The sequence below is a fragment of the Pseudomonas baetica genome (assembly GCF_051216495.1).
Lineage (GTDB): Bacteria > Pseudomonadota > Gammaproteobacteria > Pseudomonadales > Pseudomonadaceae > Aquipseudomonas > Aquipseudomonas baetica_B.
On record NZ_JBPKAM010000010.1, the window covers coordinates 82,748 to 95,609 of the forward strand.

At 60.2% G+C, this 12,862-nt stretch carries 8 protein-coding genes and 1 pseudogene; 4 read left to right on the forward strand and 5 right to left on the reverse strand.

Annotated features, from left to right (window positions below; all coding sequences use genetic code 11):
- Positions 1 to 14 precede the first annotated feature (14 nt).
- The 3 genes from ACSFE6_RS06505 to ACSFE6_RS06515 are packed head-to-tail and all read right to left on the reverse strand — an operon-like array spanning position 15 to position 7,422.
- Positions 15 to 3,638 carry a tetratricopeptide repeat protein gene (locus tag ACSFE6_RS06505; RefSeq protein ID WP_435426823.1) on the reverse strand — a complete coding sequence of 1,208 codons (3,624 nt, stop codon included), beginning with the start codon at positions 3,636 to 3,638 and terminating at the stop codon, positions 15 to 17.
- Positions 3,616 to 6,429, reverse strand: coding sequence for an endo alpha-1,4 polygalactosaminidase (locus tag ACSFE6_RS06510; RefSeq protein WP_435426824.1), 2,814 nt, complete (start codon positions 6,427 to 6,429; stop codon positions 3,616 to 3,618). The genes ACSFE6_RS06505 and ACSFE6_RS06510 overlap by 23 nt, the downstream gene beginning before the upstream one ends.
- A gap of 60 nt (positions 6,430 to 6,489) precedes the next feature.
- The gene (locus ACSFE6_RS06515) at positions 6,490 to 7,422 is read right to left on the reverse strand and encodes an NAD-dependent epimerase/dehydratase family protein (protein ID WP_435426825.1); all 933 of its coding nucleotides are present in this window, start codon (positions 7,420 to 7,422) and stop codon (positions 6,490 to 6,492) included.
- Positions 7,423 to 7,691: 269 nt separating this feature from the next.
- Between ACSFE6_RS06515 and ACSFE6_RS06520 the strand changes: the two genes are divergently transcribed.
- Both ACSFE6_RS06520 and rimJ read left to right on the forward strand, forming a co-directional pair.
- On the forward strand, positions 7,692 to 8,162 hold the full coding sequence (locus ACSFE6_RS06520) for a cysteine hydrolase family protein (protein WP_435426826.1): 471 nt from the start codon (positions 7,692 to 7,694) through the stop codon (positions 8,160 to 8,162).
- Between the two features lie 213 nt (positions 8,163 to 8,375).
- A complete protein-coding gene (rimJ, locus tag ACSFE6_RS06525) occupies positions 8,376 to 8,963 on the forward strand; it encodes a ribosomal protein S5-alanine N-acetyltransferase (protein WP_435426827.1) in 588 nt (195 codons plus the stop codon).
- A gap of 112 nt (positions 8,964 to 9,075) precedes the next feature.
- Here rimJ and ACSFE6_RS06530 read toward each other — a convergent pair whose 3' ends face one another.
- Together ACSFE6_RS06530 and ACSFE6_RS06535 are read right to left on the reverse strand one after the other, a co-directional pair.
- On the reverse strand, positions 9,076 to 9,909 hold the full coding sequence (locus ACSFE6_RS06530) for a phosphatase PAP2 family protein (protein ID WP_435426828.1): 834 nt from the start codon (positions 9,907 to 9,909) through the stop codon (positions 9,076 to 9,078).
- A 26-nt stretch (positions 9,910 to 9,935) separates the two neighbouring features.
- Complete coding sequence (locus tag ACSFE6_RS06535) at positions 9,936 to 10,607, reverse strand: histidine phosphatase family protein (protein WP_435426829.1); 672 nt, start codon at positions 10,605 to 10,607, stop codon at positions 9,936 to 9,938.
- Between the two features lie 395 nt (positions 10,608 to 11,002).
- On the opposite strand from ACSFE6_RS06535, the pseudogene ACSFE6_RS06540 reads away from it, so the two are divergent.
- Both ACSFE6_RS06540 and ACSFE6_RS06545 read left to right on the forward strand, forming a co-directional pair.
- Positions 11,003 to 11,881 (forward strand): annotated as a pseudogene (locus tag ACSFE6_RS06540) (methyl-accepting chemotaxis protein); the annotation flags it as partial.
- Positions 11,882 to 12,082: 201 nt separating this feature from the next.
- On the forward strand, positions 12,083 to 12,787 hold the full coding sequence (locus tag ACSFE6_RS06545) for a methyl-accepting chemotaxis protein (RefSeq protein WP_435426831.1): 705 nt from the start codon (positions 12,083 to 12,085) through the stop codon (positions 12,785 to 12,787).
- Positions 12,788 to 12,862 lie beyond the last annotated feature (75 nt).

Here is a 12,862-nt window from a genome sequence, read left to right on the forward strand (position 1 = left end):
TAGAAATTCCATGATCAGCGTCCGAAGCGCAGGCCGTAGCTCACGCCCAGTGTTCCGCCCGACTTGCCGTCCCCGCCCTGTGGCGCGGATTGGTAACCGAAGGTGAAGGCCAGCTCGTCATCACCCAGCACCTCAACGCCGATCCCGGTGCTGATGCCGTAGTTAAAGGTTGAATCCGTCCACTGCCACCCCGTCGTCAGGTCCACCAGCCAGGTGTATTGCGGCTTGGTGCGCACCAGCGCCCCCGGCAAGCCTCGGCGCCAGGAGCTGCCGAAGTACAGTTGGCCATAGCGGCTTTGCAGCAGGTCATCGGCCGTGACGGTCTCGATGTCCGATGGATTGATCGGATCAGGCAAACCGGTCTCAGTATCGAACGTCTGCACAGGCGCTGCCCTGATGACCGGGCCACCGAAGTTGCTGGACAGATAATCCAGCGTTTTGTCCTTGACCCGATTCTTCTGATAATCGACACCACTGCGCACGGTCCAATTGGGCCCGGCGAATTCCAGCGTGTGGTTGTACTCCATTTTCAGCGCATGGCCATCGCCCAGATCGTCGCCGGCACGGGTGGAAAACGATCGCTGCGCGACTTCCCAACTGAACTGATCGCGGGCGGTCAGGCTGTGACGGCCACCCAGATACACTCGATCCTGCTGACCGAACGCACGCATCAAACCACTGTCTTCGTTCTTGCGATGCCAGTCGACGCCGGTTTCCAGCTCATCGCTCACGCCCAGTTGCCAGGTCCGGGACAGGCCCAGGCCATTGCGGTCGTCGTCACTGCGTTGGCTAGTGTCCGCGAACAGTTTGTAGCTGCCGTTCTCGACGCCACGAATAAGGGTCAGGGCGGCGTTACGCTCTTCGCCGACCTTCGAGGAGTCGATGTCATCGCCGCTGTAGTCGCCCTGTTCCAGCTCCAGGTCGGCGTACCACTGATCCCCCAGGTTGTGGGCGATTTCCAGGCGCGGAGCCTTGAACTCGATGCCGCCGAAGTCCTGCTCATGCCACGACAACTGCGCGCCTTGCGGCGTACGTTCATGGATCTCCACGGCCTGACGACGCAGTTGTTCGCGCATCGCTTCGGGCTGATCGTCGCCGAGCGCGGTCAGGCTGGTGTCGAGGGCTTCGTTCAGGCGACCCAGGCGAGTAAGCGCCTGGGCGCGCTGCGCCGGGTTCAGGTCGCTGCTGGCCAGCAGCGTTTCGACCTGGGCCTTGTTACGGCTGCGCAGGGCTTGCTGAATCTGCTCATAGCGCTCGACCTTCAGGCCCTGACTGCGCGCCCAATCCAGCCATTGGTCTTTTTGCGACTCCTGGTTGGTGGCGTCCAGACGCGCCAGCAATCGCTCGAACCACAGTTGCAGCATCGCCGGCGAGCCATCCTTCCACTTCAGGACTTCCTGCTGCGCCTTCTTCGGCGAATAGCTGCTCGCCATCAAGCGCAACCAGATACCGTAACGCTGGGACGATGGCTGCACGCTTTCGCCTTCCGGGCTGCGCAGCAACTTCAGGCGCAGGCGCTGGGCCGCATCCTGATAACCGGCGCTGTCCAGCGCATCGGCGTAGGCCGCTTGCACCAGCCAATCGTTCGGACTGGTCTTGAGGTACATGCGGTACCAGGCCAACGCTTCGCTGTCGCGCCCCAGCATCTGGCTGGCACTGGCGAACGGCAGCCACAGGATCCGGTCTTCACGGGCCTGTGCCTTCCATTTGGTCAGCAGTGGCTTGAGTTCGGCGGTGTTGCCCTGATCGACGTAGAGCCACATCAGGCGCTCACGAAACAGGTTGTCCTCGGGGAACCGCGTCAGGCCTTCCTGGTACAGGCGCTGCGCTTCTTCGGTCTGACCGTTCTGCACCGCCAGGGCGCCACGCACCGCCAGCACCTGGGCCTGCCCATAGGCGTCCGGGTACTGCTCGGCGTCCTTGAGCAGCGACTGCACCTGCGACCAGTCCTGCAACTCCTGGGCTTGCTGCAAGGCTTCCACCAGTCGCTGCTGATCATGGCTGCGCTGCCAGCTGCCGATCATCAACTGCAAGGCGCGTTCGGGCTTGTTGGTGCGATAGAGGGTGATCAACTGGCTTTCGTCGCCGCTGTTCAGCGAGCCTTTGAGCGCCAGCATTTTCTCCAGTGACACTTGCAGCTCATCGTCCAGTTCCAGGTCCCAGGCCAGCGCGGCGCGGGAACGCCAATAGTTCGGATCGACAATCTTGCGGTTATCGACCTGCAACACCTGCCACGCCGATTTGTTATCGAACAGCTTGAGGTAAGTGTCGACCCAGTCGACCCGCTCGGTGGTGGTCAGGGTGAAGCGTTTCGAATAGTCCTTGTAGACCTTGGCCTTGGCCGTGTACTGCCCGGTGTTTTCCAGGTTTTGCAGCAGCCGGGTCCAGGCCAGGCGGTGCTGGGGATACTTGCGCAGATACGTGTGCAACCAGGCTTCGGCCTGCTCTGGCGTACCCCGGGACTCGTGACCGTAGATCAGCGCATCGAGCTCGATGTCGGTCAACGCACGCTGCTCCATGATCCCGGCGAGCAAAGGAATCGAGCGGTCGAAGTCGAACTGCTGGCTGGCCAGACGCCAGGCATGCTCGCGAGTTTCTTCGGACTCACGCAACTTCAGCAGGCGAATCCAGTAGTCGAGCGACGCCTCCATGTCACCGCGCCATTCGCCCAGATGCGCCATTTGCTCCAGCAGTTGCGGATCTTCCGGGTGCTCCTCCAGCAATTGCTGGCCGCTTTCCCAGGCACCCGGCAAATCGCCCAGCGCCAGGCGCATGCTGAAATCCTTCTGCAGGATTTGCGGGTTGTCCGGCTGCAAGACGCGCCACTGCTGCAGGAAACGCTGCGCCAGGTCAAAGCGCTTGCTGGCGATGGCCACATCGACACCCTGCTGCACCCAGGCCGTGTCGGTTTGCGGGTTGATCAGCAGATCAATCTCATCGGCGAGTACTTGCGCTGCCTGATCGCCCTGCCCGGACGCCAACAGGCTGTTGTACGCCAGCTGCGCAAACTCACGGCGCTCGCCGGCCTGATCGGTGTCCTTTTTCAGCTCCAGGTAGATGTCTGCGGCGCGTCCCGGCTGCTCGCCGGCCAGATACCACTTGGCGGCAGATTTGAGCGCTTCGATGCGCTGCTTCGGATCGCGGGCGGCAATCTCTTCATAGACGCTGGCGGCGAAGGCCGGCGCCTGCAAGGTCAGAGCGAGCTTGGCCAGGTTCTGCAATTGCGGCAGCGGCAGCGAGCGGTGATCGAAGCTTTTCAGGCGCTCGACCAACGCCTGCTGCGTGATCAGGTCGCTGTCCTTGGCGGCCTGTAATGCATCCAGCTCCAGCCGGTAGTACGCCTGCAATTGCGGGTTCGGTTCGGGCCAGTTTTCCAGGTGTTGACGCGCCTTGGCGTAGTCACCGAGGCGAATCAACAGATCGATCAGTTGCAAACGCAGGTGGTCATCTTCCGGGTGGGCGGTCAGCAACAGTTCGGCGTAGTTGGCCGACACCGCATCCGGTTCACGGCCATCGGGCTGGAACACTTCTTCACGCTGGAAGGTCGCCCACAGCAGACCTCCCACGGCAACCGCGACCACCGCCAATGCCCATGGATTGAGCAGTCTGGTGTTTTTAGTTGCAGAGGAGTTGACCATGACTCACCTGCTTCATTGGTAATTGAAAAGTCCACAGACCGCCGGATGCCTTGCCGGCAAAACGCTGTCCATCCACCTCGACCCGGCAAGCGCTCGCCGAGCGTACCGAGAAGCTCAGGTCCACTTGACCTGCAAAGGAAAAATTCACGCGCTGATCATCCAGATAACGCCACTCCAACAACGGCAAGTTGGCTTCCTCCAATGCAGGTCGGGGATCACGATCCGGGCGCAACACCAACAACGCCTTGTCGCTGCTCAAGTGCACGTAGCGCCCTTGGGGCACATCACGCACGCCAGCGATCCCTTGGGAACGCAGCAGATCCGGCCAGCCCATTTGCGGGTCCAGGCGCACGGTGCGCAGCGCATCCATGCCGCGAATCTGCCAGTCGCCGTCGACGGTCCGCGCCAAGCTCGCCTGATATAGGCCGTGCAGGCGATCGAGGTAATCGCTCATCCACAACGACATCGGCTGCTGCTCGCGCATGTAGCCGTAGATCTCGTTCATCGCCTTGATCGAGGCCTGCTTGGTGCTCGAATAGAAGTGGTAATAGAGGTGCAGGCCACGCAAGCGCCGTGGGCTGTCAGTCAGTTCGAAGGTGTCGATCACATCGCGAAAGCCGTAATACGGACCTTTCCACAGGTTGGTGTAGAGGTTCTCGTTGATGATCGGCGCGTAGTACTGCAAGCCACCGGCGGTAGGTCGCAGCAACGGGTTCAGGCCGGTCAGCGACGGGTTGGCCTTGGTCAGCATGGTTTCAGCGCCATTGACGTTTTTCAGGCCCGCGTCATAGGCCAGCTTGATCGTGGCCGCCGACGGCAAGGCATCGCCTGGCCAGAACACCAGCTTCACCGGTTTTTCCGGGGTGGTCAGCTGCTGATTGATGTAGTCGCGCGAGCCAAAAATCTCGCGGCGAAAATCCAGTTTGTCGTAATTCGGAATGGCCATTTTCAGGCCATATTCCGGATTGAAGCCTTCGCGTTTCTGCGCCACTTCCGGCTGCATGAAAAATGGATGGCTGAAAGTGTGCGTGGCGACTTCGACTTTCGGGTTGGCGAACAACTCGCGAGCGATGGGCTCCAGCTCGCGGGCCAGAAACGGAAACATCCCGCGCGGGGAGATTTCACCTTCGACAATCGATACTGAGGTCAGGAACGGGTTGGGCCGAATGAAATCATCGAGTACCTGTTTGCCCGCATAAGGCGTGCCGCGGACTTCAGCGCGGGACGGGAAACCATCGCCATCGATGTGCACTGTGGCAATGCGTCGACCGTTTTCCGTGGTGGTGTCCGGACGCGGCTGTACCGGCAGGCGCAGGCTGGCCTGGAGAAAGGCGAACGGATCAAGGATCCAGCGGCTACGTTCGTTGTTGGTTTCCAGGATATAGGGTGCCAGGGCCAGGCCGCCCCAACTGGCCACCGCCACAGGGGCAAACGTTTGGCCACCTTCGCCAGTTAACAACAACGCAGGTTTAGGACCGCCCTCCAAAATGGAAACGGCGGTCAGGTCACGGGATCGGGGCTGCACCGGTGCTTCGAACGCCCCGAGCAGCGCCTTGTCCTGATAAGTGATGGTCAACGCCTGAGTGGCCGGAGGCGCACCGCGATTGAGGCCCAGGCGTTTGAGCAGCAGTTTGTCTTCGACCGGCAGGCCGGCGAAGAACACCAGCGGCACCTGTTCGTCCAGGCGCTTGCCCAGCCAGCGGTTGAACGCCGGCGCGTCCTGCGGCGGGCCGCTGGTCATCCAGGTGACGATGCCGGCGTACAAACCGCTATAGCGGTGATCCGGCAACGAATCGTCGGCGGCCAGGTAATCGACCCGGTAACCCAGGTATTCGAGCAGACCGCCGAGCAATGTATGGCCGGCGTTGCGGATCACGTCGCCTTCGCGGGGATCGTAGACCAGCGCGATGCGACGCGGTTGGACTTCAATGCTGCTGATGCCCATGGAATCCAGGTCAGGGGTGCCGATGTACGGAATGAAACCTTCATCGCGCAGACGCTTGGCCAGTTTGCGCGCTTCTTCACGACGCTCAGGTGGCAAGTAGTCGATGGCCACCAACGGGATGCCTTTGGCACGCAGGGGTTGCAGTTGGGTTTCCAGCCACTGGCGATCGGCTTCCGGCACCGGGCGATAACGCTTGGCGGATGCATCCCAACCGGCATGGATGGATTCCACTGCGACCGCCGCGGCCACGCCATCGAGCTCGGGCAGCACTTCGAAACCGCGATTGAAGAACAACTTCAAGTCCGGCTGACGCTGATGCAGTTCGCGCAGGAAACTGGCCAGGGCCAGGCGCTGCTTTTCTCGCTCGCCTTGCGGCATCAACTGAAAGCTGTCGAGGGTATCGAGGAACAACCCGGCGTAACCTTCGGCCTGGAACGCTTTGGCACGGCCGAGCAAATGCTCGCGCCACGCTGGCGATGCAAGGTCCATGACCTGGCTGTCCCAGGCGCCATTGCGCACCGGGCCGACCGCTTTGCTCAGGCCGGCCTTGTCGATGGCCGCCTTATTGCCACTGAACTCACCAATCGACAGGTAAGCGAACGGCTGGCTGCCCAGCTTGCGCAGGGTTTTGACGTCGCTGGTCGCCACATGCCCCGGCTCGACCACGGCCCAATCGAACTGTGCCAGCTCGGAAATGGGCGGTTCGTCGGCATACCAGAAGGTCACGCTGGAGGGTGGCGTCAAGGTGGCCGCCTGCACGGCAGGGCCGCTCACACACAGTGCCAGAGCGGCTAACAGTCGCTTGGCGACCGAGCGGACACGCGTCCTGCGAAAAACGATTTCCATAACTCACTCTTGAAAAAACTGCACCAATACCACTGCATGCCAGACGGTAAACCGCCCGGATTACAGACTGCGGATGAGTTGCGCCAGGCCCTGGCCGATGGACGTCGGTTCCGGGAGATTGAAGCGCTCGAGCAAGCGAGCGTTGTTGGCGCGCGAATGGCGAATATCGCCCTGACGTGGCGCTTGATAGTTCACCGTCAAGGGGTTGCCGGTGGCACTGTCCAATTCAGCGATCAGATCATTGAGGCTGGTGGAACGACTCAAGCCGATGTTCACCGCCCCCGGACGCGGCGCGTTCGCCTCCACGGCCTGGAGCAAAATGCTCACCAGGTCCTGGACATAGACGAAGTCGCGGGTCTGCTCGCCGTCGCCGAAAATCGACACCGGCTGCCGGTTCATCGCCCGTTCGGTAAAGATGCTGATCACGCCGGAGTACGGCGAGGACGGGTCCTGGCGCGGGCCAAAGATATTGAAGAAGCGCAGGATCACCGGCTCCAGGCCGTGCTCGCGACGATAGAAGTCCAGGTAATACTCACTGGCCAGTTTGTCGCTGGCGTAGGGCGTGAGCGGCGACTTGGGGGTGTCTTCGTCAATGGCCGAACCTTCGCCATTGTTGCCATAGATGGCCGCGCTGGAGGCGAACACCACCCGTTTGATCCCGGCTTTCAACATGCTTTCACAGACGTTGAGGGTGCCGACGAAGTTGCTTTGATGGGTCGCGACAGGGTCATCCACCGAGGCTTGCACCGAAGCGACGGCCGCCAAATGTACGACGGCAGTGCAATCGCGCATCGCCTGGGAAACGGCGGCGCTGTCGGCGACATCACCGATGACCAGGTTCAGGTTGGCGTTATCCATCGGTAAATTGCTGATCTTGCCAGTGGACAGGTTATCCAGCACACGAACCTTGTACCCCTTGGCCAGCAATGCTTCTACAAGATGCGACCCGATGAAACCTGCCCCGCCTGTGACCAGTACTCGCTCAACGAACATGAAATTTCTTCCTGAAGATTCAAGCGGATACTCGTGTCTGAAATCCGCTAACGGTTGGGCCGGTTTAATCGTATACGAATGTGAAGCGTGTAAAACTAGCCAGTCATCAATGACAGTTTTATGGCGCGATGCCATCAAAACGCGGCCGATGATGGGAGATCAAACGAACACTGTCAATAGGTTGTCTATTTTGTTACCAAGCGATCAACCCGATCAAAAATAAGCCATTTTTTTGACGACATAAATCGGATCCAACCGGACATCGACTCATGTATCAAGCCTTACTCATCATCGATGTGCAACCCTGCTTCGCGCCTCCGCAGTGGCTCATTGATGGCATCGCCAAGCTCATCGGCACCTTACCCAGCGTCGCCACCGTCGAACGCCACGACGAAGCGAAAACGCCCTTCCAGAAGCAACTCGGCTGGCACCCTGCCCCGGATGACGACAGCCTGATCGACGCAGACCGCATCTTCATCAAGCATGGCTACGCGCCAACGCCCGAGACCATTGAGTACCTGAAAAGCCTGAACGTGGATCGAGTCCTGGTGTGCGGCCTGCAAACCGAAACCTGCTGCCTCGCGGCAGGGTTCGCACTGTTCGATGCGGGGTTGCAGCCGACATTGATCACGGATTTGACGGTGGGATCGTCACTGGATCGGTCGGGGGAGTTGGGGGTGAGGCTTTGGGTGCATCATTTTGGGCATGTAGTTACGTCGCGTGATGTTCTGCATACGTAACATCCGACGCTGAATGTCACGCATACGAAACATAAGCACCGCCCATCGATCAGCACATGAACATTTCTTCACCCTGCCTTAATCCCGGTACCTGTACATTTCCCTCGCTCATTCAAGAAACTACGGTTTGCCCGCCCTCCCGCGGGCTTTTTTTTGCCTGTAGATTGCTCGTCATTCTCTCCACCGATGGGGGCTCGCGCCCCGGAGCGCCCGATGACGATCCTCACCCTGCCTTGCAAACGCCTGACACTGGCGATCCTGAGCCCAAGCCAAGCGACATTGGAGAGCGACTTCTATCGACGCAACCACGCGCACCTGGCGCCTTGGTCGCCGGTTCGTTCGGACGACTACTACAGCCCGGAAAGAATCCGTTCGCGCCTGGCGCAACAGGCCATGGCCTTTGATGAAGGGTACGCGGTGCATTTCGCCGTGCTGGATCGTGACGGCGGGCAGATGATCGGCGCGTGCAATTTCAGCGGCATCGTGCGCGGTGCCTTTCAGGCCTGCTATCTGGGCTACCACATCTGCGAATCCAGGCAGGGCCAGGGCTTGATGCAAGAAGCGCTCGAGGTGGGCATTGGCTACATGTTCGAAACCATGAACCTGCACCGGATCATGGCCAACTACATTCCGGGAAACGAGCGCAGTGCGCGGTTGCTGGAGCGCCTGGGTTTCGAACGTGAAGGGTATGCCAAGGATTACCTGAACATTGCCGGGCGCTGGCAGGATCATGTGCTGACGGCGTTGGTCAGCCGGGTTTGGGAGGATCCTGATCGGCAATGGTCGCGGCAGTTGGGTTGATGCGTCTGGGACCGCGTTATCGTTCTTCGCGAGCAGGCTCGCTCCCACAGTGGATTGCAATCTCCTGTGGGAGCGAGCCTGCTCGCGAAAGCCATTTCCCGGACAACACAATTCAAAATCCGGGCTGGGTCTCAGCCACCAACACCGGCTTTTTGGCCTTCTGCAACACCGGCTGCTCCAGCCGGGCCCGTCCATAAAACACCAGCGCCGTCAGCAAACAGGCCATCCACACAACAATTCCGGCCCAGAAGGTGTGGGACATGTAGTGCCAGCCCTGCAGCACCCTCGTCGTGCCATACACAAACCCCAGCCCCAACGAGCCGTACATCAACGCTTTCGAATAACGCCAGCGATAGCGACGGGCGACGAAGTACAGCGCCAGCATGGTGAAGCCCCCCGACGCATGCCCGCCCGGCCAGCAGCGGCCATCGCCTGCGACCTTGAGCAAATCAAAGTTCTCGTACCATTCCTTGTGCTCGATCTTGCCCCCGTACTGCGTCGTTTCAATCGGGCAATACACGCTGGTGTGGCCCTTGAGGTAGTGAATCAGGCCGGTGCTGATGGCAAACGCAAACACCACGTAGAGAAAATCCCGGCGATGTTTATGGGTGAAGCGCAACAACGGCGCGACTTTGATTTTTTCCAGGAAGGCGCGCAGCTTCGGGTGTTTTTCCACTTTGAAAAGTGCCCAAAAGAAGGACAACACGGCGCCCACCACCGCCAGTTCACCGGTCCAGTTCGGAATGATCCGCGCCCATTTATGGGTGATCTTTTCGAACAGATGCACATGGTCCAGCGGAAAGGTCTGCGTTACCGGATCAAAAAAGAGATCGTTGAAGGCAATGTCGATTTTGGTCAGGTCAAACAACAGGAACACCACGACCGCACAGGCCAGTGGTATTCCGATATTCATCCAGTAAAAACGGTTACGGGACGGCGTTGGCATGGTGTTTCCTGATTCAGAGCGTGAGTTCATTTGTAGGTCACCGAATGCCAGTCCGAGGCTTCGATGAAACCCAGCATGCGCGGCGCCTTGAGGGCTTCGGCGGTGATAAACAGAGAAGCGCCGTAACCCAGGGTCGAGGTTGGCAACTTAAGGTCTTTCTCCAGTTGCGACATGCATTCGCTGTGGGTCACGAGAATCAGGTTGCGCCCGGCCACCTTGTGCGCCAGTGCGTCACGCAACATGGTGCCCTTGCAGTTGATCAACCACTCATCACCTGTACCGACTTTGTTGAACATGTATCCGGCAGTTTGCGCGGTACGCATCATCGGGCTGTTGTAGATGTCGGCCTTGCCCAGGCCCAACCGCTCGAATTGCGCGCCGACGGCCACCGCGACACTGCGCGAGCGGTCGGTGATCCCGTCGATACCGATCAGGCAAGGGGCGCGGGAGTGGTCGCAGCGCTCGACATGCCGCACCAGCACGATCATGTCGCCTTTGGCCCACCCCATCTGTAGCGCCAGTGCGCCGGCGACGTTGCCATGGGCCAGGTCTGGCACGGCGGCGGGACGCAGTAAAAACACGGTCAGCGGGATCACCAATAGCGCCGAGGCCAACACCACGGCGGCATTGCGATAGCGGGCCAAACCACCCAAATCGATCGAGCGGCTTACACCGAACAAACTCAGTCTCAATTCCACATCAAGCCGCCTCGCCGGCATGCACACCTTCATTTGATGCGCCGAGGGTAGAGAGCGGGGCGTGGGCTGACAGTGAAACGCTTGTGAAAAAAAGCTTAAAGGCTGGCCAAAAACCTTGTTACAGATCAATCCAACAAAATCCTTTCAGCTCTCGCGGTAGCGGCCGATACAGACCTTCTACACACCTTGCTGGCACCTAAAAACAACAATCTTCCAGCCAACCGACGATCGAGAAGCACCACGTTCCTGGAGGAATTTTGATGAATAGCTGGTTCGGCAATATCAGCGTGAACCTGAAACTGGGCCTGGGGTTTGGCCTGGTCCTGGCATTGACCTGCGTCCTGGCGCTGACGGGCTGGACCAGCCTCGGCAGCCTGATTGATCGCAGCAACTGGATGAGCGACATCACCCAGCTCAACGCAGGCTTGACCAAGTTGCGCGTGGTGCGTCTGCAATACATGCTGGCCAACGGTGATGAAGCCCTCGCGCAGAATGTACAGAACACCCTCGACGGGTTTTCCGCACAACACCAGGCCATCCTGACCAAATTCAAGAGCCCGGAAAACATCAAGTTGCTCAAGGAGCAAGGCGCGGTCATCGACGCCTACAAAACGTCGCTGAACAAAATGCGGGGCGCCTACCGTGCTGGCAACGGTGCACGGGACGTCATGACTGCCAACGCGGAAACCGCCAACACACTGATCAACGACATCAACACCCGTGTGCAGCAACTGCCGAGCAGCGATCAGCGTTTCGAACAGTTCCAGGCCATCACCGCCGCCAGGGAAGCGTTCCTGCTGGCTCGCTACGAAGTGCGCGGCTACACCGCCACCGCCAACGCCGAGACCGAGCAGAAAGCCGTCGCGCAACTGGACGCTGCCATCGCCAGCGTGAAATCCCTCAATGCACGGTTGGCCGACGTTCAGCCAGACGCCCTGCGCCAACTGGAAACCGCGCTGGGCAACTATCGCAGTGCCTTGCAGGCCTACAAAACCGCCAACAGTGACGTGGTAGAGGCACGCAAGGAAATGACCGACGAGGGCGCCGCCATCGTCTCCCTGAGCGAACAGCTGTATCAGATCCAGCTCGATCGTCGTGACGCCGAAAGCGCCAAAGCCCAGACCCTGCAATTGGTCAGCACCTTGCTGGCGTTGCTGGTGGGTATCATTGCCGCCGTGCTCATCACCCGGCAGATCACAGGCCCCTTGCGCGATACCCTGGCCGTGGTCAATCGCATCGCCAGCGGCGACCTGTCCCAGAACGTCACTGTGATCCGCCGCGACGAACTCGGCGTGTTGCAACAAGGCATCGCGCGCATGGGTGTGACCCTGCGCGATTTGATCAGCGGTATTCGTGACGGCGTCACCCAGATCGCCAGCGCCGCGGAAGAGTTATCGGCCGTGACCGAACAAACCAGCGCCGGGGTCAACAACCAGAAAGTCGAAACCGATCAGGTCGCCACGGCCATGCACGAGATGACCGCCACGGTGCAGGAAGTCGCGCGCAACGCCGAAGAGGCCTCGCAAGCGGCGGCCGCTGCGGATGGCGAAGCCCGTGAAGGCGACAAAGTGGTCAACGAAGCCATTGCCCAGATCGAGCGCCTGGCCAGCGAGGTGGTGCGCTCCACCGAGGCCATGAGCGTGCTGCAACAGGAAAGCGACAAGATCGGCAGCGTGATGGACGTGATCAAGGCCGTGGCCGAACAGACCAACCTGCTGGCCCTCAACGCCGCCATCGAAGCGGCCCGTGCCGGTGAGGCCGGGCGTGGTTTTGCCGTGGTCGCCGACGAGGTTCGCGGCCTGGCCCAGCGCACGCAAAAATCCACCGAAGAAATCGAAGGCCTGGTGGCCGGCCTGCAAAACGGCACGCAGCAAGTGGCGGCAGTGATGAACAACAGCCGCGCCCTCACCGACAGCAGCGTGGCCCTGACCCGCAAGGCCGGCGATTCGCTGGAAAGCATCACCCGCACGGTGTCCAACATCCAATCGATGAACCAGCAAATCGCCGCCGCCGCCGAACAGCAAAGCGCCGTGGCCGAAGAAATCAGCCGCAGCATCATCAACGTGCGCGATGTGTCGGAACAGACGGCTGCGGCCAGCGATGACACGGCCAAGTCCAGTGTTGAACTGGCGCGATTGGGCAATCAGTTGCAGATGATGGTGAGTCACTTCCGCGTTTGACCTTGGATCAGCTGTGAATCACAGATCCATTCGCGAGCAGGCTCGCTCCCACAGGTTGGTCGATGAACCTGTGGG

Coding starts and splice junctions, on each gene's coding strand:
- ACSFE6_RS06505 (WP_435426823.1), bottom strand. CDS start 3,638: ATGGTCAACTCCTCTGCAACTAAAAACACCAGACTGCTCAATCCATGG.
- ACSFE6_RS06510 (WP_435426824.1), bottom strand. CDS start 6,429: ATGGAAATCGTTTTTCGCAGGACGCGTGTCCGCTCGGTCGCCAAGCGA.
- ACSFE6_RS06515 (WP_435426825.1), bottom strand. CDS start 7,422: ATGTTCGTTGAGCGAGTACTGGTCACAGGCGGGGCAGGTTTCATCGGG.
- ACSFE6_RS06520 (WP_435426826.1), top strand. CDS start 7,692: ATGTATCAAGCCTTACTCATCATCGATGTGCAACCCTGCTTCGCGCCT.
- rimJ (WP_435426827.1), top strand. CDS start 8,376: ATGACGATCCTCACCCTGCCTTGCAAACGCCTGACACTGGCGATCCTG.
- ACSFE6_RS06530 (WP_435426828.1), bottom strand. CDS start 9,909: ATGCCAACGCCGTCCCGTAACCGTTTTTACTGGATGAATATCGGAATA.
- ACSFE6_RS06545 (WP_435426831.1), top strand. CDS start 12,083: ATGACCGCCACGGTGCAGGAAGTCGCGCGCAACGCCGAAGAGGCCTCG.